The 20,093-nt window shown below is 69.3% G+C and carries 21 protein-coding genes; 14 read left to right on the forward strand and 7 right to left on the reverse strand.

Annotated elements, in window-relative coordinates:
- Window positions 1–52: 52 nt before the first annotated feature.
- Genes AMK34_RS40435 through AMK34_RS40445 form a run of 3 tightly spaced genes read right to left on the reverse strand, consistent with a single transcriptional unit; the run spans window position 53 to window position 4,107 of the window.
- Window positions 53–2,368, reverse strand: a complete 2,316-nt coding sequence (locus AMK34_RS40435) for a [protein-PII] uridylyltransferase (RefSeq protein WP_073849065.1) — start codon at window positions 2,366–2,368, stop codon at window positions 53–55.
- A gap of 9 nt (window positions 2,369–2,377) precedes the next feature.
- On the reverse strand, window positions 2,378–2,716 hold the full coding sequence (locus tag AMK34_RS40440; protein WP_038509839.1) for a P-II family nitrogen regulator: 339 nt from the start codon (window positions 2,714–2,716) through the stop codon (window positions 2,378–2,380).
- The gene (locus AMK34_RS40445; protein WP_051972393.1) at window positions 2,713–4,107 is read right to left on the reverse strand and encodes an ammonium transporter; all 1,395 of its coding nucleotides are present in this window, start codon (window positions 4,105–4,107) and stop codon (window positions 2,713–2,715) included. Before AMK34_RS40445 ends, AMK34_RS40440 begins: the two co-directional genes overlap by 4 nt.
- Before the next feature lie 175 nt (window positions 4,108–4,282).
- On the opposite strand from AMK34_RS40445, the gene AMK34_RS40450 reads away from it, so the two are divergent.
- Both AMK34_RS40450 and AMK34_RS40455 read left to right on the forward strand, forming a co-directional pair.
- The gene (locus AMK34_RS40450) at window positions 4,283–5,143 is read left to right on the forward strand and encodes a putative RNA methyltransferase (protein WP_073849066.1); all 861 of its coding nucleotides are present in this window, start codon (window positions 4,283–4,285) and stop codon (window positions 5,141–5,143) included.
- Window positions 5,143–5,757, forward strand: a complete 615-nt coding sequence (locus tag AMK34_RS40455; RefSeq protein WP_073849067.1) for a (2Fe-2S)-binding protein — start codon at window positions 5,143–5,145, stop codon at window positions 5,755–5,757. The genes AMK34_RS40450 and AMK34_RS40455 overlap by 1 nt, the downstream gene beginning before the upstream one ends.
- Before the next feature lie 208 nt (window positions 5,758–5,965).
- Here the strand turns inward: AMK34_RS40455 and AMK34_RS40460 are convergent, their stop codons facing one another.
- Window positions 5,966–6,265 carry a helix-turn-helix domain-containing protein gene (locus tag AMK34_RS40460; RefSeq protein ID WP_228694901.1) on the reverse strand — a complete coding sequence of 100 codons (300 nt, stop codon included), beginning with the start codon at window positions 6,263–6,265 and terminating at the stop codon, window positions 5,966–5,968.
- Between the two features lie 348 nt (window positions 6,266–6,613).
- Here AMK34_RS40460 and AMK34_RS43075 point away from each other — a divergent pair, with 348 nt between their 5' ends.
- The 8 genes from AMK34_RS43075 to AMK34_RS43345 are packed head-to-tail and all read left to right on the forward strand — an operon-like array spanning window position 6,614 to window position 13,816.
- Window positions 6,614–7,426, forward strand: a complete 813-nt coding sequence (locus AMK34_RS43075) for a hypothetical protein (protein ID WP_073849069.1) — start codon at window positions 6,614–6,616, stop codon at window positions 7,424–7,426.
- A complete protein-coding gene (locus AMK34_RS40470) occupies window positions 7,410–8,753 on the forward strand; it encodes a hypothetical protein (protein WP_073849184.1) in 1,344 nt (447 codons plus the stop codon). The genes AMK34_RS43075 and AMK34_RS40470 overlap by 17 nt, the downstream gene beginning before the upstream one ends.
- On the forward strand, window positions 8,750–9,214 hold the full coding sequence (locus tag AMK34_RS40475) for a hypothetical protein (RefSeq protein ID WP_038509828.1): 465 nt from the start codon (window positions 8,750–8,752) through the stop codon (window positions 9,212–9,214). The genes AMK34_RS40470 and AMK34_RS40475 overlap by 4 nt, the downstream gene beginning before the upstream one ends.
- Window positions 9,211–10,581, forward strand: coding sequence for a hypothetical protein (locus tag AMK34_RS40480; protein WP_073849185.1), 1,371 nt, complete (start codon window positions 9,211–9,213; stop codon window positions 10,579–10,581). The genes AMK34_RS40475 and AMK34_RS40480 overlap by 4 nt, the downstream gene beginning before the upstream one ends.
- A gap of 24 nt (window positions 10,582–10,605) precedes the next feature.
- On the forward strand, window positions 10,606–11,787 hold the full coding sequence (locus AMK34_RS40485) for a hypothetical protein (protein ID WP_073849070.1): 1,182 nt from the start codon (window positions 10,606–10,608) through the stop codon (window positions 11,785–11,787).
- Window positions 11,788–11,841: 54 nt separating this feature from the next.
- Window positions 11,842–13,131 (forward strand): O-acetylhomoserine aminocarboxypropyltransferase/cysteine synthase family protein, encoded by a 1,290-nt coding sequence (locus AMK34_RS40490; RefSeq protein WP_073849071.1) that lies wholly within the window; start codon window positions 11,842–11,844, stop codon window positions 13,129–13,131.
- Window positions 13,128–13,604, forward strand: coding sequence for a CoA-binding protein (locus tag AMK34_RS40495; protein WP_038509822.1), 477 nt, complete (start codon window positions 13,128–13,130; stop codon window positions 13,602–13,604). Before AMK34_RS40490 ends, AMK34_RS40495 begins: the two co-directional genes overlap by 4 nt.
- 35 nt (window positions 13,605–13,639) lie before the next feature.
- Window positions 13,640–13,816: a hypothetical protein gene (locus AMK34_RS43345; protein WP_198941853.1), complete on the forward strand. Its 177-nt coding sequence runs from the start codon at window positions 13,640–13,642 to the stop codon at window positions 13,814–13,816.
- Here AMK34_RS43345 and alc read toward each other — a convergent pair.
- Complete coding sequence (gene alc / locus AMK34_RS40500; RefSeq protein ID WP_073849072.1) at window positions 13,807–14,823, reverse strand: allantoicase; 1,017 nt, start codon at window positions 14,821–14,823, stop codon at window positions 13,807–13,809. The genes AMK34_RS43345 and alc overlap by 10 nt on opposite strands.
- A 1-nt stretch (window position 14,824) precedes the next feature.
- A complete protein-coding gene (allB, locus tag AMK34_RS40505; protein ID WP_073849073.1) occupies window positions 14,825–16,153 on the reverse strand; it encodes an allantoinase AllB in 1,329 nt (442 codons plus the stop codon).
- Between the two features lie 105 nt (window positions 16,154–16,258).
- On the opposite strand from allB, the gene AMK34_RS40510 reads away from it, so the two are divergent.
- From AMK34_RS40510 to pucL, 4 genes are read left to right on the forward strand one after another with little or no spacing between them, the layout of a single operon-like run.
- Window positions 16,259–16,735, forward strand: a complete 477-nt coding sequence (locus AMK34_RS40510; protein ID WP_038509817.1) for a helix-turn-helix domain-containing protein — start codon at window positions 16,259–16,261, stop codon at window positions 16,733–16,735.
- Between the two features lie 58 nt (window positions 16,736–16,793).
- Entirely contained in the window at window positions 16,794–17,285 is a 492-nt protein-coding gene (gene uraD, locus AMK34_RS40515; protein ID WP_073849074.1) for a 2-oxo-4-hydroxy-4-carboxy-5-ureidoimidazoline decarboxylase, read from the forward strand.
- The gene (uraH, locus tag AMK34_RS40520) at window positions 17,282–17,599 is read left to right on the forward strand and encodes a hydroxyisourate hydrolase (RefSeq protein WP_073849075.1); all 318 of its coding nucleotides are present in this window, start codon (window positions 17,282–17,284) and stop codon (window positions 17,597–17,599) included. The genes uraD and uraH overlap by 4 nt, the downstream gene beginning before the upstream one ends.
- 6 nt (window positions 17,600–17,605) lie before the next feature.
- The gene (gene pucL / locus AMK34_RS40525; RefSeq protein ID WP_037342290.1) at window positions 17,606–18,484 is read left to right on the forward strand and encodes a factor-independent urate hydroxylase; all 879 of its coding nucleotides are present in this window, start codon (window positions 17,606–17,608) and stop codon (window positions 18,482–18,484) included.
- On the opposite strand, the gene AMK34_RS40530 is transcribed toward pucL, so the two are convergent.
- Window positions 18,481–19,986, reverse strand: a complete 1,506-nt coding sequence (locus AMK34_RS40530) for an alpha/beta hydrolase (protein ID WP_073849076.1) — start codon at window positions 19,984–19,986, stop codon at window positions 18,481–18,483. The genes pucL and AMK34_RS40530 overlap by 4 nt on opposite strands.
- Window positions 19,987–20,093 lie beyond the last annotated feature (107 nt).

Below are 20,093 nucleotides of genomic sequence, written 5' to 3' on the forward strand. Positions count from 1 at the left end.
CGCGCACATCCTGCCACCGCCACCTTCCGTGACCCGCACGACACCCCGAACGTCAGGAAGCTGCCGCCAGCAGCGCCGCTTCGACCTTCGACCGCCACGCCTGGTCGACCCGGCCATTCCGCGGCGCGACGGCGAACGAGTCGACGACGGCACCACCGAGCGTGGCCACCTTCGCCCACCGCACCTCGGCCTCGCACCGGCGCAACGCGCCCGCGACCCGGTACAGCAGCCCGATCCGGTTCGCGGCCCGCAGTTCGACGACGACCGTGTCGCGCCCGCTGGTCTCGTCGTCGAACCAGATCACCTTCGCCCCGGCCGACGGCGTCTCTCCGCCGCCGTAGTCCCGTTCCTTCGCCGCGAGCCGCTGGGTGAGCGGCAAGGTCCCCGCCACCGCCCGCGCGAACTGCTCCCGGAGCAGCGTGACGTCGGGCAGCGAGCCGAATTTCGGTGACGCCGTGAAGACTCCCGCCCGTCCCCCGTCGTGCCCGCGCAGCACCGCCGCGTGGACTTCGAGCGAGTTCAGCGCGAGCACCCCGGCCGCGGGAGCCAGCAGTTCCGCGCGAGCGGGGACCGCGAGCACCACCGTCACCACCTTGCCGGCGGCGGTGATGCGCACCTCGCCGCGGCCGGACGCGACGGCTTCGGCGACGAGCTCCCGTTGTTCGGCGCCCATCGGCTCCGGCGGTACGAAACCCTTGCCATGCAACGCTTCTTCGCAACCGGACACCAGTTCGGCGAGCAGGCGCGCCTTCCAGTCCGTCCACACGCCCGGCCCGGTGGCCAGCGAATCGGCCGTCGTCAGGGCGTGCAGCAGTTCCAGGAGGACGAGGTTCTCGTCGAGTGTCTTCGTCACCCGCTGGATCGTGGCGGGATCGCTGATGTCCCGCCGCGTCGCGGTATGCGGGAGCAACAGGTGATGCCGCACCATCGCCGACACCAGTGCCGAATCGGCAGTCGACAACCCGAGCCGGGCCGCCACCTGCGCGCTGATCTTCGCGCCGAGTTCGGAATGGTCCGCGTCGCGGCCCTTGCCGATGTCGTGCAGCAACGCGCCGATCAGCAGCAGATCCGGCCGTGAAACGGTGGTCGTCAGTTTCGACGCCTCGACCGCGGCCCGCACGAGATGCCGGTCGACGGTCCACGAATGCACCGGCGACCTCGGCGGGAGGTCCCGCACCGCACCCCATTCGGGGAACAGCCGGGCCCAAAGGCCCGTGCGGTCCAGCGCCTCCACGGCGTCGACGAGTCCCTCGCCCGCGCCGAGCAGTTCCACCAGCGCCTTGAGGGCGTCGGCGGGCCACGGCGCACGCAATTCGGGCGCGGTGTCGGCGAGCGCCCGCAGGGTCCCGTGCGCGATGGGCTTGCGGATCCGGGCCGACGCGGCGGCGACCCGCAGCAGCAGGGCCGGATCCTTGGCGGGCAGAGCGTCCCGCGCCAGCGCGACCTCGTTACCGTGCAGGACGACACCCTCGTCGAGCGGCGTCCGCACCGGACGGCGGCCGAACCGCGCCTTCGGTGGCTCCACAGTGGACCGGAGCGCCACGTCGACCGCGTACGCGATCGTCCGCCCGGCGCCGGAAAGCTTGCGCGCCAACGTGAACCGATCGCCGAAGCCGAGTTCGCCCGCGACCGTCTCGGCTTCCGGCGCGCTGAGGATGTCCCGCTCCCGGCGCAGTTCCCTGCGCAGTTCCGTCCGGACGTCGAGCAGCAGGCTCTTGGCCGCCAGCAGTTCCTCGCCGGGCCTCGCCGTCAGCTGTGCCGCCGCCAGGGCTTCGAGGACGGCGAAATCGCGAAGCCCGCCTCGGCCGTGCTTGAGATCCGGCTCGGCGGACTGTGCGATCTCGCCGCTTCGGGCCCAGCGCTGACGGACCGCGTCCGACAGGTCGTCCATTCGTTTCCGGGCGGTCCTCCGCCACTGGTCCCGTGCCGCGGCCGCCAGCCTGGCGGTGATCTCCGCGTCCCCGGAGATGTGGCGGATGTCGAGCAGCCCCATCGCGGTCCGCAGATCCTCCGACGCCACCTTCAGCGCCTCACCCGGTGTGCGGACCGAGTGATCGAGGCCGATCTTGGCGTCCCACAACGGGTACCAGATCGCGTCCGCGATCTCGCCGACCCGCGAGTTCCCGTTGTGCAGCAACAACAGATCGAGGTCGGAGAAGGGCACCAGCTCACTGCGCCCCAGGCCGCCGACGGCGGCCAGCGCGACACCGGGTTCAGCGGTGTCGACGCCGGCCGCCGAAGCGCCCTTGCCCAACCAGAATTCGTAGAGGTCGACGCACGCCGCGCGCAACGCGGCCGCGCCCAACCTCCCGTGCCTGCCCTCGAGCAAACGCTCGGTGGCCTTGACCAGCTCACCCCCGTCGGCCATCGTGGGTGCCTATAGGGCGTCCGAGCCGCGCTCGCCGGTGCGTACCCGGATGACCGTCTCCACCGGCGTCACCCAGATCTTCCCGTCACCGATCTTGCCGGTGTGGGCGGCCGTGGTGATCGCGTCGAGGACCTTCTCGACGTTGGAATCGTCGGTGACGACCTCGACCCGCAGCTTCGCCACGAAGTCCACGGAGTACTCGGCACCCCGGTAGACCTCGGTGTGGCCCTTCTGCCTGCCGTAGCCCTGTACCTCACTGACCGTCATGCCGAGCACGCCCAGCTGCTCCAGCGAGGAGCGGACGTCGTCGAGCGTGAACGGCTTGACGATCGCGGTGATCAGCTTCATGCCTTGCTCTCCTCGAGTTTCGTGGCCGCTGTTCCGGTGGACGTCTTGACCGGGATGGAGCTCGGCTGGCCGAGGCCACCGCCCGAACCGGTGAAGTCGTACGCGCTCTCCGCGTGCTGGGCCTCATCGATACCACTGACCTCGTCCTCCGCGCTGACGCGGAAGCCGCCGAGCTTCTTGATCACCCAGCCGATGACGAAGGTCAGCACGAACGAGTAGCCGAGGACCACGGCCGCCGCGAGCGCCTGCTTGCCCAGCTGACCGAGGCCGCCACCGTAGAAGAGGCCGTCGACGCCGAGCGAGTTGACGCTGGTGGTGCCGAAGAAGCCGATGAGCAGCGTGCCGACGAGACCACCCACGAGGTGGACGCCGACGACGTCGAGGGAGTCGTCGAAACCGAAGCGGAATTTGAGGCTGATCGCCAGGGCGCACAGGGCACCGGCGATGAGACCGATGGCGATGGCACCCAGCGGGCTGACGAAACCCGCCGCCGGGGTGATCGCGACGAGACCCGCGACGGCACCGGAAGCGGCGCCGAGGGTGGTCGGCTTGCCGACCTTGATCTGCTCGATGATCAGCCAGCCGAGCACGGCGGCCGCGGTCGCGACGGTGGTGTTGGTGAACGCGACGGCGGCGAGGTCGTTGGCGGCCAGGGCCGAACCGGCGTTGAAGCCGTACCAGCCGAACCACAGCAGCGCGGCGCCCAGGAGCACGAACGGCACGTTGTGCGGACGTCCGGTGCCCTTCGGCCAGCCCTTGCGCTTGCCGAGCACGATCGCGAGCGCGAGACCCGCCGCACCGGCGTTGATGTGGACCGCGGTACCGCCGGCGAAGTCGAGCGCCTTGAGCTGGTTGGCGATCCAGCCGCCGACGGAATCGGCGCTGATGAAGCCGTTGAACGAGAACACCCAGTGCGCGACCGGGAAGTACACGATGGTCACCCACACCGCGACGAACAGCGTCCAGCCCCAGAACTTGGCGCGGTCGGCGATGGCACCGGAGATCAGCGCGGGCGTGATGATCGCGAACATCAGCTGGAACATCACGAAGGCGAACAGCGGCAGCGCGTCCGCGCCGGGCCAGGCGACCTCAGGCGTGGTGCTGGTCGCGGCGGTCGCGAATCCGGCGAGCTTGCCGGAGATGGTCGAGAGACCCGCGAAGTCGAAGTTCCCGAGCAACCCGCCGCCCACGTCGTTGCCGAAGGCCATCGTGAAGCCGTACAGCGTCCAAAGGACACCGACTACGGCGAGCGCGATGAAGTTCATCATCAACATGTTCAGAACGCTCTTCGCGCGGACCATGCCGCCGTAGAAGAACGCCAATCCCGGTGTCATGAGCATGACCAGCGCGGCGCTGATCAACACCCATGCGGTGTCTCCTGCGTTCAGCACAATCTTCCTCCCGTGCCTGGGGTGTACTGCGCAGGAATCTTTGGACCGGGGTGTTTCCTCGGGCGGCGATTCAGGTTTCACCCGCGTGAACTGTCGGTGCGGCGTTGTTACGGCCAGGTTTCCAGTGACCTGGTGCGTTCTGTCCGGTTGCGAAACCTCGTGGTCGAATAGGGACATGAACGCGCGTGTATCCGGCCATGACCCTCTGCCACCGGCGATCGTCCGGTCGTTGCGGTGTTCGGTCTGCGGTGACCCGGTCGGGGTAACCGAGCGCACGGTGCGTTGCGATCGGGGCCACTCGTTCGACGTGGCGAAGCAGGGTTACGTCAACCTTCTGCATGCGCGCATCCCGGCGGGCACCGCGGACACGGCGCCGATGGTCGCGGCCCGTGCCGACCTCCTCTCGTCGGGCGTTTACCTGCCGCTCGCCGACGCCCTCGCGAAGGTGGCTTCGGAACACATCGAGGACGGGATGGTCATCGACGCCGGCGCGGGCACGGGCTACTACCTCGCGCACGTGCTCGACGCCGTCCCCGCCGCGTACGGGCTGGCGCTCGACGTCTCCGCCGTCGCCTTGCGCCGGGCCGCTCGCGCGCACACGCGCGCGGGCGCGGCCGTGTGGAATCTCTGGGAGCCGTGGCCTGTGGCGGACTCGAGCGCGTCGCTGATCCTCAACGTCTTCGCGCCGCGCAACGCCCCGCAGTTCCACCGCGTCCTGACCGAGGACGGGCTGCTGGTCGTCGCGACGCCGAACCCCGGTCACCTCCGGGAACTGGGCGACCTGGTGATCTCCGTCGACGGCAGCAAGGACGCGCGGCTGGAGGACACCCTCGGCGAACGCTTCACCCGGGTGGACCGGCACGACGTCACCCAGCAGGTGGCGTTGGAGCCCGACCGGATCCGTCAGGTGGTGGAGATGGGCCCGAGCGCCCATCATCTCCACCGCGACGGCAGGCGTGAACGCCTCGACGCGATCACCGGATCGGTGGACGTCACCACTTCGTTCAGTGTCACGCTGTACCGGCCGGTGTCCTGATGGAGGCACCCGCGACACTGCTCGCCGACGCCGCCTGGGTCAGCGCCCGCATCGGCGGCGCCGCGAAGCTCTACGGCTGCTCACGGCCCGAAGTGCTCGGCACGATCTGGTGGTACTCGCTCTCCTCCGTCCTCGTCGCTCCTTCGGTGGAATCCCTCGTCCGCGGCGAACTCCTGGACCCGTCACTCGACGCCGTCACGATCGACCTCGTCCCGGACGGCCGTTTCACCGGAGCCAGGTCTTCCCGGCCCCTCGACGGCGGCCTGGCCGAACTCGGTGCCGCGTTCGCCGGAACGCTGAGCACCGCGATCGGCACGATTTCGGCTGTCACCAAGGCGAATCCGCGTGCGCTGGGCGCGATCGCGACGGATTCCATCGGCAACCGCCTGCTGTGGACCGGCGACACCGAACGGGCGATCGCGCTGGCAGCACCACTCATTGCCGCGATCGGGCTCGGGCTGCCGGAGCCGCGGTTCTCCCGGGTCGGGCGGAACACCGTGGTGCGCCGTGCTTCCTGTTGCCTGATCTACGAAGCCGGCAATCCGAAGTGCACCAGTTGCCCCCGGCAGACCCCTGCGGAACGGGACCGGCGACTGCGCGCCGCACTCGGTTAGTACGCGGTTTCTTTACGGGACAAGGCGAATGTCCGTGAGCAAAGACGTGACTCGCGTGATCGGGGACGTGACTCGCGTGACTGAATGCCGCACTCGCGAGTTCCGCCTCTGAGCACGCGAGTTCCGCCTTCGATCACGTGAGTGCGGCCGATCGGTTCAGGCTCGGCGACGCGGTTCTGTGGCCAATGGGACGCGTGGGAATCCCGCCTCATCCGGCGGCGAGATTCTCACCGGTCAACGCGGCCACCATCGCCGCCCGCGAGCCGACCCCCAGTTTGGTGAAGATCCGTCGCATATGCGCGGAAACCGTGTTCAGGCTGATTTCCAGTACGCCGGCGATCTGCTTGTTCGTATAGCCGCGACCGACCATGCGCGCCACCTCGTGCTCGCGCGGGCTGAGCAGGTCGTGCGGTTCCGGCGCCACCGGAACGAGCAGGCATCTGACGCCGTGTTCGGTGACGTCGAGCAGCGGTTTCCGCTGTACGGCGCCCCCGTCGTTCAGTTCCATGACACGTCTGACGAGTGATCTCGCCAGCTTTCGTACGGCTTCGTCCTCCGTGACGACCGTCGCCCGCTGCTGCGCGACGTCGTGTAGCGATGGAGCAGGAAATCCCATCACCGGGCTCGTGGACATAGACCGGCCTCCCCCCTCTAGGTCTCCCTCCTTCTCTAGCAAACCCCTCCGACAGGAAAAGCGCATCGTCGGTTTGTGTGACAAGTACGAACTAGTCGATTCATGTCACGCAAGAACGTGTGACTACCGGTGCCCCCGGGTGCGCGGGCAGTGTCGGGTGAGTGCTCACCGACGCACCGCGCCGGCGATCGCGGATTTTCACCGGAGCAGAGGAGAACGGTTATGAGCCGTGGCTATGCGGCAGTGGACGGCGAGCTGGAAGACGAGCTGAGCCGTGAACTCGAGGCCGAGTTCGAAAACGAACTCGAGGACGAACTGGAAGGCGAATTCGAGGACGAGGACGAGTTCGAAGACGAGCTCGGCGGCCTGGCCCGGGAGCTCGAAGACGAGCTGGAGGACGAGGTCTACGGCGAGTACGAGGACGAAGACGAATTCGAGTCCGAGTTCGAGGCCGTCGTCCGCGAACTCGAGGACGAGTTCGAACTGGAATCCGAGGACGAGGACTTCACGCATCCGGCGCGCCGGGTCTATCCCGACGCCGAGATGATGGCGCAACTGGCCTTCCAGGCCGAGAACGCCGAGACCGAGGACGAGGCGGAGGCCTTCCTCGGCGCGCTCGCGCCGCTGGCGTTCCAGGCGGCGAAATGGGCGGCGCCGAAGATCATCAAGCACGGTCCGCAGCTGATCCGCGGCGCGGTCAACCTCGGGCGCAAGCTGTGGCGGAACCCGGCGACCCGCCGCGCCGTCCGGCACATCCCGAAGATCATCGGCCGCACCGCACGCGACGTCGGGCGCCGGTACGCCGACGGCCGTCCGATCAACGCCCGGTACATCACGCGCAGGCTGGTCGGCCACACCGTGAACAGCGCGCAGAACGCGCCCGCGAACCGCCGGAACCAGCAGCAGCGCCGCCGCGGCCGTCCCCAGCAGCGCCGCCGCCGTCCCGCCGCCCGCGGCGGGCGCCGGACGCAGTCCCGGGGCCGGGCGGGCGCCGCCCGTCGTGGCAAGGCGCGCGGCCGTGCGCGCCGCCGCTGAGGCACCGCCCGCGGCATCCGGTGAATCGGCCTCGTCCACCGGGTTCCGGCGGGCGAGGCCGTCCGGGGACGACGATCTGACGGCTTGGGTGCTGTCCCAGGCCACCAACGTGGAACGGCATCTGGAGGCGCTGCGGCCGTTCCGCTGGTCGGAGTTCGGTGACCCGGCCACCGGCCCGAGCCGGGCGCATCTCGCGGCGGTCAACCGGACGATGGCGACCTTGCGGAAGCCGTTGTACTCCGCGACCCGTGCGGTTCGCCGTGCCGCGGACGAGGCGGTGGAACGGCCGGAACGCGCCGAACTCGCCCGGCTGCTGCGGGCGAAATCCCGGGCACAGCGCTGGGTCAAGACCACCGAAGGGGTCTGGGACTTCTACCTGGATCTGTTCAACCAGCGGCAAGGCGCGTTCGCCCCGTGGCTGGTGGCGTGCGACCGGGTGGCGCTCGACTGCTATCAGTACGCCTACCTCGGGATCGGGCGCTGGCGGTCGATCCCGACCCCGCCACCGTTCTGCTACCTGCGCACCGGATCCGGCCCGGCCACCTCGCGCCGCGGGATTCCCCTGCGACGGCTGGGGAACCGGCTCAATCCCTTTCCGCTGATCCAGCTTCCGTACCACCGGCTGGTGAACCCGTGGACGCTCGGCGCGGTCCTGCACGAGGTGAGTCACAACCTGCAGAACGACCTCGGCATCGCCAGGGCGATCCCGCTGCAGGTGGCGGCGAGGCTCGTCGAAGCGGGGGTGCCGAGGGAGGTGACCGGCATCTGGGTCAGGTGGAACCGGGAGACGTTCGCCGATCTGTCCGCGCTGCTGCTGGGTGGCCCGGCGGTCGTCGGTTCGCTGTTCGACGTCATCGGGCGCACCGAACTCGAAACGACGGGATTCACCCCGCGCGCGGTGCACCCGGTGCCGTATCTCCGCGCGAAGATCTCGGTGGAGCTGTTGCGCCGCATGGGTTTCACCCGGCACGCGGAGTCGTACGCGGCGATGTGGCACAAGCTGTACCCGCGGGCGAAGCTGGTGAACGCGCCACCGGCGCTGCTGAGGACGGCGGAGAAGGCGATCCCCGTGGTGGTGGACGCGATGTGCTTCACGTCGTTCCCCTCGCTGGGCCACCGTCCTCTGGCGAAGGTTCTGCGGTTCGAAGCCAAAGAACAAGCGATGATCGAAGAAGCCGCCGGCAGGCTGGCCGACGGGGTCTCCCCCGGCGTGGTGCCGGAACGGTTCCTGATCGGCGCGGTCCGGTTCGCGCTCGACGAACGGATGGCCCCGCCGAAACGGCTTTTCGGCTTCTTCATGGAAGAGCTCGGCAGGAGGGCGAGATGACGCTCGACACCGAATTCTCCCGGCTGGGCAAGGAAGTGAACCAGGTGGCCGCGTGCTGGCGGGCCTTGGAGATCAGCGTCGCCGAAGACCGGCCCGCCGGCGTCGGGCTGGCCGCGGCGGATCATCTCGCCGAGGTCGTCCTCGACGGCACCGGAGAGGTCGAGGCGGCCACGCGCGCGACACAGGGGCCGGTGAGCGCGGAGTCGTTGCACACCACGGCGTCGTCGCTGCTGAACCTGCGGCGGCGCGTGGACGGGCAGTGCCGTTCGCATCACGCGGTCTCCGGACTGCTGCGCGCGGTGCACGGACGGGAACAGGAATGGCGGGGCTGGGCGAAGAGCTTCCACGCCGGGGTGGACCAGTGCGCCGCCGCCTTGTCCTCGGCGGAGGACGTGATGGTGCGGTGCTGGCGTGAAGCAGTGGAACTGGCCGAATTCAAGGGATGTGGGGCGACCCGATGACGATCAACGACGACCGCGGCGCGACGTTGCCGCGCGCACAGGACATCGACAGCGCGTATCCGCTGTCGACCGGGCAGTACCCACCGCAGGCGGCGGCCCCCGGCAAACTCGCCGAACAGACGATCAGCGACATGCTCGGCTGGAAGTGGCGCGAAGGCGACACCAAAGGATTCGTGGCCGCGCTGACCGGCAGTTTCGAACTGAACGAGGTCCAAGGCCGCACCGAGGCGAGATGGACTCCGCGCGGATACGCGATCCAGGCCGACCTCGGCGCCGTCACCGGCGGCCAGGCCTCGCTCGCGGCGAGGGCCAGGAGCGCGGTGAAGGATTCGCTGGCGCTGCTCGATTCGCTCCGTCCACTGAGGACGGACGCGGATCCCGAGAACGCGGAGGGTTTCCGCGCGCTCGTCCGGCACGACCTCGAACAGATCCGGCAGGAGCTGGAGAGCCCGCTGATCCGCGTGGCGCGGGTCGATCAGCTCTTCCTGCTGCTGCTCGGCAACGGCGGCCTCGCGGTCGGCGCCGGGGACCGTACACAAGGACACCTCGGCCAGCTGCGGGACGAGTTCGGCCTGGTCTCGGGCAAGGTCAACACGATCGAAGAGGAACGGATCCAGACCTCCTTCATCACGCTGACGGATTGGGTGGTCTCGTTGTTCAGGGGCTGGCAGGACGCACGCGACAAGATCGACCCGTTCTCGCAACCGGCCGGCGGCCAGCCGTTCTTCGGTCCCGCCGTGGTCGCTCTTTCCCGGCTGCTGTCCGCGACCGCGTCGCAGGTCGACGAGGTGGTCGCGATGCTGCGGTCGGTGTTCGTCCAGCAGGAAGACCTCGAAGTGCTCCGCGTCCCCGATCCACAGGGCGGGACCATGTCGCTCGGCGGGCTGCTTCGCTGGATCCGCGAGTTCGCCACCTTCGAGGGCGGCAAGCTGATCGAGTCGGCGGGCAAGGAAGGCGTCGGCACGTCGTTCCTGCAGATCGCGAAACGGCTGCAGCGGATCGTGGCGAACCTTCCCCGGCAGAGCACCGGCGGTCCCAACGGCGACGTGCCGGGCAACTTCCGCGCGTCGCTTCCCCCGGGTTTCTTCAGCTCCCGTGTGCAGCGCGCCATCGACGAACTCGACGACCATCTCCAGGAGGTCGTCCGGATCGCCGAGCCGATCGGGCGGGACGGCTCGCCGTCGTCGTCCGACCCGAATCCGCCCGCGCCGCCCACCCCGCAGCTCACGCCGCCGCCCGGCCGGACGCCGGCGGTGCCCTCGGTCGCCGAACTCCGCGAGGGGCACGGCGCCGGAGAAGGCCAGACACCACCCGAGGCGGAGGAACCGCCGAAACCCCGGACCACGCGCAAGCGGCCCGGGCAGTAGCCGGACCCGTACGGGAGGAAGACGATGGGCACGGAAAAGGAATACCGGGAACTCTTCGACCGGGTCGCGGCCTTGCGCGGCCAGGTCGCCGGGAAGCTCGCGAACGAACTGGGCAGCGATCCGAAACTCGGCGACGCGGTCCTCAAACAGCTGGACGACATGCTCACCGCCGTCGAGGCGGAACAGCGGGGCAAGCCGGGCCCGGCGGACGGCGGGATCGCGCAGCTCGTCGGGCTCGGCGACGGTTCGGCCGCGGACCTCGGCGCGACGGCGATGCCACCGGGTGTCGACGCCTACGACGAGACCGTCGCCTCGGAACGGGTCATCGCGGTCGGCGATCTGTACTACCTGTACCAGCACGAACGGATCGGCGTGTTCCGCGTGGTGCAGAAACTGCAGGAGCTGTTCCAGGGCGGCGCCATCCGGCTTTCGGACGGCCCCGGCGCGTTCGGGCTGTACCGGTTCGACCGGCGGGACGTCCTGCGCTACACCAGGCGGGATCGCGTCAGCGCGTACCGGCGCGTCCTCGGCTACGGCAAAGGGCTCGGCTCGGCGAACTCGCGGCCGAACACCGATTTCCACCAGCTGTTCACCCAGTTCAGCAACCAGGTCGCCTTGTTCTGGCGGGACAAGCGGATCTCCGACGTCGTCCGCGAACGCGCGTACGACCCGAGTTTCGGCAGTGTGGCGGTCGTCCGGCGCAGCGGTCTCGACCTGCGGAACAACCTGAAGTTCACCTCGTACGGTCACCTGAACGTCCTGCGGGTCGAAGTCATGCAACTGCTGACCGAGGCGTTCAAGATCCTCGGTTCGGAGGACGTGCTGGACCTGTTCGGCGCGGCCAACGCGTGGGACACCGTGGACGAGGTGCTGATCCGCTACTTCGACCAGCGGCTGGTGTCCTCGCCGCGCCAGCGGATGGCGGTCACCGGACGTCAGGTGCTGCGCTGGCTCGCGGCGCCGCACATCCTCGAGACCACCCGGTCGGAATTCGAGGCGCTGCTGCTCGAAATCGCGGAGCCCGCCGAGGAGTGGCTGACCTCGGCCCAGTCCCTGCGGCTGGCCGACCGGACGAACTCGCGAGAGGTCCTGCCGATCGATCGGCAGCGGCCCGCCGGGGTCGCGGTCTCCCGTGAACCGCGTCCGGTCACCCCGCGCCGGAACGGTCACCGTCCCGGCACCGTGATCACCCTGGACCGCAAGTAGCCACGTGCTGGGAACGATGGTCACGGAGTGGGACGCGAGGTAGCGTCGGGCGCGATGAGTGAACGCACCTGGGGCTTCCGCACCCGCGCCCTGCACGCGGGCGGGACGCCCGATCCGGCGACCGGCGCCCGCGCCGTGCCCATCTACCAGACCACGAGCTTCGTCTTCGAGGACGCGGCCGACGCGGCGAACCTGTTCGCGCTGCAGAAGTACGGCAACATCTACAGCCGCATCGGCAACCCGACGGTCGCGGCCTTCGAGGAACGCTTGGCCAGCCTCGAAGGCGCGATCGGCGGGGTCGCGACCAGTAGTGGCCAGGCGGCGGAGTTCCTGACGTTCTCCGCCCTCGCCGAGGCGGGCGACCACATCGTCTCGGCGGGCGGGCTCTACGGCGGCACGGTCACGCAACTCACCGGGACGCTGCGCCGCTTCGGGATCGAGACGACCTTCGTCAGCGGAGACCGCATCGAGGACTACGCGGCCGCCATCACCGACCGGACGAAGCTGATCTTCACGGAGGTCATCGGCAATCCCGGCGGCGGGATCGCCGACATCGCCGGGCTGGCCGAACTCGCGCACGCACACGACATCCCGCTGGTCGTCGACGCCACCTTGGCGACGCCGTACCTGTGCCGCCCGATCGAGCACGGCGCGGACATCGTGCTGCATTCGGCGACGAAGTTCCTCGGCGGGCACGGGACCACCCTGGGCGGGGTGGTCGTCGAGTCCGGGAAGTTCGACTGGGGCAACGGGAAGTTCCCGCGGATGACCGAGACCGTCGAGAGCTACGGCGGCCTGAAGTACTGGGAGAACTTCGGCGAGTACGCCTTCTGCACCCGGCTTCGCGCCGAGCAGTTGCGCGACATCGGCGCCGTCCTCTCGCCGCACTCGGCCTTCCTCCTGCTGCAAGGGGTCGAGACGCTGCCGCAGCGGATGGACGCCCACGTCGCCAACGCGCGAGCCGTCGCGGAGTACCTCGCGACCGACAGCCGGGTGGCGTGGGTGAACTACGCGGGCCTGCCGGATCACCCGCACCACGACCGCGCGAAGAAGTACCTGCCCGCCGGGCCTGGCGCCGTGTTCTCCTTCGGCGTCGACGGCGGCCGCACGGCCGGGGAGACGTTCGTGAACTCGGTCGAGCTGCTGTCGCATCTGGCGAACGTCGGGGACGCGCGGACGCTGGTCATCCATCCGGCGTCCACCACCCACCAGCAGCTCTCCGAAGATCAGCTGCGTTCGGCCGGGGTGGGTGCGGACCTGATCCGCCTGTCGGTCGGGCTGGAGGACGTCGACGACATCCTGTGGGATCTCGATCAGGCGCTCGGCAAGGCGGTGGCGGGATGACCTACGACGCCGGCGCGGTCGAGCGGCGCCGCATCCTCTCGCGGACGAGGTCGGTGACCATCGTCGGCGCTTCGAACAATCCCGCGCGGCCGAGCTACTTCGTCGCGACGTACCTGCTGTCCTCCAGCAAGTACGAGGTCAACTTCGTGAACCCGAGGCTGGACGAACTCCTCGGACGGCCGGTGTACCCGTCACTGGCCGACGTGCCCGGCGAGACCGACCTGGTCAGTGTGTTCCGCAAGCACGACGACCTCCCCGGCGTGGCCGAGGAGGTCGTCGAGGCCGGAGCGCGCACGCTCTGGCTTCAGCTGGGCCTGTGGCACGAGCCCGTCGCCGACCTCGCCAAGGAGGCGGGGCTGGACGTGGTGATGAACCGCTGCGTGAAGATCGAGCACGCCCGGTTCGCCGGTGGGCTCCACCTCGCCGGGTTCAACACCGGCGTGATCAGCTCACGTCGCCAGTCCGCCCCCTGACCAGGGCCCGCCCGGGCCCGTGAGAGGGTGGCGGCATGGCCAAACCGACGCCGCTGCAGCTCAGGAACATCGTCATGGCACTGCTCATGGCGGGTGCCCTGGTGTGGAACCTGTCCATCGGCGGCGCTTGGTGGCTCACCGCGATCTTCTCGGTCGGTATCGTCCTTTCGCTGTTCTCCGCGTACCTGAACCGGCCCGGTGCTCAGCCCTGAGCCGCCTCGAAACGCGACGCGACGTCGGCGCGGCCACGCTCCGAAAGCGCGCCGAAGAGACGTAGGCGCGCCATCCCGCCGTCGGGATAGATGTCGAGACGGACTTCGGTCACCTCGGGGCCCTCGGCGAGGGCGAACCGGTGCCGCGTGTCCGGCTGCAACCGCGTCTTGGGCAGCAGCTCGACCCATTCGCCGTCGCCGTCCCGGCCGCTCAGCGCGGCCCAGCCCGGTGCGTTGCCCTTGAGGTTGCTGTTGTCGAACTCGGCGAACCGGACGACGCCCGCGCCGGCGAGGCGCACCGTGACCCAGTCGTTCCCGTCGTCCCGGCGCCGCGCGGTCTCCCAGCCCTCGGCCTGATGCGCGGCGAGTCCCGGCGAGAAGAGGTTGTTGGGCGAGGAATAGAACATGTTGCTGCACCCGGTGACCACCGCGCCGTTCTCCAGCGCGGCGAGGTCGAGCGCGCCGAGGTCGAGCAGACGCGGATCCGGGATCGGCGTGCCGTGCACCCGCAGCCGGGCCACGCCGCCGTCCGGATGCATGGTCAGCCGGACGTGCGTGTAGCGCTTGCTCCCGCCGATCTCGAAGAAGTTCTCCGTGTGTCCCGCCGCCGCGCCGCGTTTCACCAGCATGTCCCAGTCCGCTTCGGCGACTTCGGCCGCGCTGGGATAGCCGCCGACGGCGCACGCTTCGACCGAGACGAACGGCGGGTAGTTGCCCTTGAAGAACGCGGTGTCCACGATGACGCCGGTGATCGCGCCCGCCAGGCCCAGCCGGATCACCGCCTGGTCGTCGCCGGGCTCGCGGTGCCGCCGGGTCTCCCAGCCGTCGTAGACCTGCCCCTTGGGGCCGAAGGTCTCCGTCTGATGCGCGGGCACCCAGGGATTGACCAGGTTCTCCTTCTCGGCGAACAACTCGTCCGTCGCCCACATCACGGTCCCGCCGAACTTGCGCGAAGCCAGATCGGGCAGGGCTGTCCACTCAGGACGGTCGTTCACGGCATCCTCCATCTCAGCAATCACCCCGGGTCAGCAGAACGCCTGCCGGGTCTTCACCGGTGATCTCCTCGCCCCGCAACCACGTGCTCCGGACGACACCGGCCAGCGGCCGTCCGTGGTAGGCGCTGACCGGGTTGCGGTGCTTCAATTTCGCGACGTCGACGACGAAAGCCTCGTCGGGTGCGAACACACTGAAGTCGGCGTCGTAGCCCGGTGCGAGGTGCCCCTTGCGGCGCATCCCCGCCTGCGCGGCCGGATGTTCGGCCATCCAACGGACGACGTCGGTGAGCGCGAACCCCCGCTGCCGCGCCTGGGTCCAGACGGCGGGCAGGCCGAGCTGCAGGCCGGCGATCCCGCCCCAGGCGAGCCCGAAATCGCCGCTGTCGAAGCGTTTCAGCTCCGGCGTGCACGGCGAATGGTCGGTCACCACGCAGTCGATGACACCGTCCGCGAGGCCCTTCCACAGCAGTTCGCGGTTCCCGGCCTCGCGGATCGGCGGGCAGCATTTGAACTGCGTGGCGCCGTCGCCGATCTCCTCCGCGGTGAAACTCAGGTAGTGCGGGCAGGTCTCGGCGGTCAGCCGGACGCCGTCGCGCCGCGCGCTCTCGACCATCGGCAGCGCGTCCGAGGACGACAGGTGCAGGATGTGCGCGCGGACGCCCGTCTTCCTCGCCAGCTCGATCACCTGCGCGATCGCCACGTTCTCCGCGCCACGCGGCCGCGAGTGCAGGAAGTCTTCGTATTTCTCGCCGTGCGGGTCGGGCGCGTGATCGATCGCGTCGGAGTCCTCCGCGTGCACGATGATCATGCCGTCGAAGGTCCGCAGTTCGGTCATCGCCTCTTCGAGCCCGCGCGCGTCCAGCGGCGGGAACTCGTCGACGCCGGAATGCAGCAGGAAGGACTTGAAGCCGAAGACGCCCGCCTCGTGCAGACCGCGCAGCTCCGCGAGATTGCCGGGGATCGCGCCGCCCCAGAACCCGACGTCGACGTGCACGCGCCCCTCGGCGGTCTTGCGCTTCACCTCCAGCGACGCGACGTCGACCGTCGGCGGCAGGCTGTTCAGCGGCATGTCCACGATCGTGGTGACCCCGCCCGCCGCGGCCGCGCGGGTCGCCGAGGCGAAACCCTCCCATTCGGTGCGGCCCGGGTCGTTGACGTGCACGTGGGTATCGACGAGCCCGGGCAGCAGCACGACGTCATCGCCGAGTTCGAGTACCCGATCGCCGTCCAGATCGGCTCCGGCGGGCTCCACCGCGACGATGCGGCCGCCATCGACACCGATGGTCGCGGGTACCTCTCCGGCGGCCGTCACGGCTCGGGCGGCTTTGATCACCAAGTCCATCAAAAAGCCTCCAACTTCCACTCAGTGGAATCGAGGTTTCGCACTCCGACATTAACTCCGGCCACCCTGCTCGTCAACGAGCCCAAGCGGCGCTACCTTCGCTTGGTGCAGTTAGAAGCCGAGTTCACCAGCGAACCGTTCCACGGCGAGGGTCCGCCACCCGAACACGCCGTCAAAGCCCGCGACACCGCGGAAGGCGCGGGCCTGTCCGCCGACTTCGGCCCGCTCGGCACCCTCGTCCGCGGCGACGCCGACACCCTCCTCGACGCGCTTCCCGCCATCGCCAGGGCAGCACTGGACGGCGGCGCCACGCGCGTCACCCTCCAGCTCCGCCAGGTCGGCGATGACACTGCCGAACCCGCCGTCGAACTGCACAGCGCCCTCGCCCGCCTCATCGGCGACGTCGAACGCGAACTCGGCGGGAAACTCGACACCCTCGACCGCGCCGCCAAGCAGCGCGCGGTGCGGCTGCTCAAGGAACGCGGCGCGTTCGGCCTCCGCAAGTCGGTGTCGACCGTCGCGGAGGCACTGGGGGTCACGAGGTTCACGGTCTACAACTACCTCAACCGAGACCAAGACTGAAGAGCCGTTTCAACAAAATGTTGACGGCGACGGAATCGTCGCCGTACCGTCAGTTCCCGTGCCGCTCACCATTCGAGAGTTCAACGAGGCTCCCGCACAGGACGTCCGGCCGGCGCTGACCGCCTGCCTCGACGTCCCGCGCTGGGTGGAAACCCTGCTGGCCAGGCGCCCGTACGCCGACCTCGCCGCGCTGCTCGCCGCGTCCGAGGCGCTCACCCCGTTGCGCCCCGAAGAGGTCCGGCGCGCCATGGCGGCCCATCCCCGGATCGGGGAGAAAGCGGGCGGCAAGAGCACTGAAGCGGGCTGGTCGCGCTCCGAACAGTCCGGAGTGGACGGTGACGCGGCGCGCGAGTTCGCCGCGGCCAACGCCGAATACGAAGCGACGTTCGGGCACGTCTTCCTGGTCTGCGCGAGCGGCCGGAGCGGCGCCGAACTGCTGGAAAACCTCCGTTCGAGGCTTTCGAACGACCCTGAGAAGGAACTCGAAGTGGCCGGTCAAGAGCTGGCCAAGATCGCCGCGTTGCGGCTGGAGAAGGCGGTGACGGCATGAGCCTCGTGACCACGCACATCCTCGACACCGCCGCGGGACGACCCGCCGCGGACGTCGGCGTCCGGCTCGAAACCGGCGCGGGCGATCCCGTCGCCGAAGGCCGGACCGACGCCGACGGCCGGATCCGCGACCTCGGCCCGGACAGCCTCGAACCCGGGGTGTACCGGCTGGTCTTCGACACCGGCGCCTACCTCGGCCCGGACTCCTTCTTCCCCGAAGTCACCTTGACCTTCCGCATCGCTGACGGGACCGAGCACCACCACGTGCCGTTGCTGCTGAGCCCGTTCGCCTATTCCACCTATCGAGGGAGCTGATCGCCCGTGGCCATCACCCTGGGCCCCAACCAGTACGGCAAGGCCGAAGTCCGGCTCGTCACCGTTCAGCGCGAAGGCACCGTCCACCACCTCAAGGACCTCACCGTTTCGACGTCGCTTCGCGGCGACCTCGCGGCGACGCACCTCACCGGCGACAACGCCGACGTCGTAGCGACCGACACCCAGAAGAACACCGTCTACGCCTTCGCCAAGGAAGCCCCGGTCGGCGAGATCGAGGACTTCGCGCTGCGGCTCGGACGCCATTTCGTCGGCTCGTTCGAGCACATCACCGGCGCCCGGATCCTGATCGACGAACACGGCTGGAACCGCATCTCCGGCCACGATCACGCGTTCTCCCAGGCGGGCAGCGAAAAGCGGACGACCGCCGTGACCGTCCAGGGTGACCAGGCCTGGGTCGTGTCCGGTTTGGACGATCTCGTGGTGCTCAAGTCGACCGGTTCGGAGTTCCACGGCTTCCCGCGCGACGAGTACACGACGCTGGCCGAGACGAACGACCGGATCCTCGCCACCGCCGTCACCGCGCGCTGGCGCTACCAGGGCGACGGGATCGACTGGGCCACGAGCCACGCGGAGGTCCGGCGGATCCTGCTGGAGACCTTCGCGGACAAGCACAGCCTCTCCCTGCAGCAGACGCTGTACGCCATGGGAGAGGCTGTGCTCAAGGAACGCGAAGAGGTCGCCGAAGTCCGGCTCTCACTGCCGAACAAGCACCACTTCCTGGTGGACCTGTCACCCTTCGGGCTGAAGAACGACAACGAGGTCTTCTACGCCGCCGACCGCCCGTACGGCCTGATCGAGGGTGTCGTCCTCCGCGACGACGCCGAGGACGCGGGCCTGGCCTGGCACACCCTCGCCGCCTTCTAAGGCACCGGCAGCGGCATACCGGGGACGCTCTGGTCGGCGGGGACGACCCCGTCGACCAGGTAGGCGTCCACGATCTCGTCCACCTTGGGGTTCCCGTCCGCGTAGAGCCCGTGGTCGCCCTCACCGGTCACGGTCAGCATGCGCGAGTTCGCGAACCCCGCGTGCGCCTTCCTGGCTCCCTCGATCGCCGTGGCCGGGTCGTGCTCGGAATGCACGATCAGCACCGGCGGGACCCCCTTGCCGTCCATTTTCGGCAGCGGACGCGGCTCCTTGTCCCAGAACAGGCAGACCGACGCGTTCAACGTGCCGCCACCCGCCAGGAGCAGACCGCGGTCCAGATTCCGCTGCGAAGCGCGGATCAGCGACTCGCGGGTGCCGGTGAAACGCCCTTCCCCGCAGAGGGTGTTCCAGAACGTGGCGTCCTGCGCGTCGGGGTGGTCACCCGCGGCCTCGACGGCGGCCTTGGCCTCAGCCTTCGCCTGCGGGTTCTCCATCGCGTCCCGGACCTTGACCAGCAGTTCGGCCAGCGCCGGGAAGGTCGCCTTCTTGTAGAGCATGTAGATGATGGCGGTGTCGAGTTCCATCGGCCCGTTCCCGTCCATCGGGTTGCGGGACAAGGCGTAGCGGACCCGCTCGTAGGTCTGCCGGACCTCTTCGCCGTTGGTGCCGAAGTGGTACTTGGCGTCGTACCGCGCCATCCACGGCAGGAAGTCCTGCCGCCAGCGCCGTTCGAAACCGACCGGCTGCCGGTCGAACGTCTTCTGCCAGTCCGTGGTGAACTCCGTCGAGGAGTCCAGTACGAATCGCCCGGTCCGCTGCGGGAATTGCTGCGCGTAGTGCGCTCCCAGCCAGGTGCCGCCCGAGTAGCCGACCCAGTTGATCTTCTCCCGGCCGAGCAGCGTCCGGAGCAGGTCGAAGTCCCTGATCGTCTGGTGGGTGGTGATCAGCGGGCCGAGTTCGCCGCCGGCGCTCTGACAGGACCTGGCCACGTGTTCGGCGTTGGCCAGGATCTGGTTCAGATTGCGCGGGTCACGGTCGCGCGGATCCAGCTGCCGGATGAGGTCGGCCGCGCCCCGGCAGGTGACGTTGGTGCTCTTACCGGCCCCCCGCACGTCGATCCCGATGATGTCCTGGTGTTCGCGCAGTTTCTCCTGCCCGCGGAAGGTCACCGGGAACCAGCGCCCGGGACCGCCCGGCCCACCCGGATTGGTGAGCACCGAGGCGGTCGACGGCCCGGTGGACCTCAGCCTGCTGACCGCGATGGTCAGGTCCTGCCGCTCGTCCGCGCGATCCCAGTCGCGGGGAGTGCGGAACGTCGCGCATTCGAGCCCGCCGATATCGGTGCCCGGCGGCAACGTGACCAGTTCCTCCGCCGCGCAGGGATGCCAATCCAGTTTCTGGCCGGTGTAGTGCGCCGGGACGCCCGCCGAAGCCGTGCCGGCTCCGGCGAGCAACCCGCCCACGATCACCGGGAGCAACCCGACGGCCAAGAGCCGTTTCATGTTCTTCCCCCTTCTTCCTTGGATTCCCAACGGCTCCAGACGCTAGGGCCGGGCACACCACGCGAACATCGACCGCAGGTAGCGCCGGAAGGTGAACCAAGGTCGAA

The organism is Amycolatopsis sp. CB00013 (assembly GCF_001905755.1).
Classification (GTDB): domain Bacteria; phylum Actinomycetota; class Actinomycetes; order Mycobacteriales; family Pseudonocardiaceae; genus Amycolatopsis; species Amycolatopsis japonica.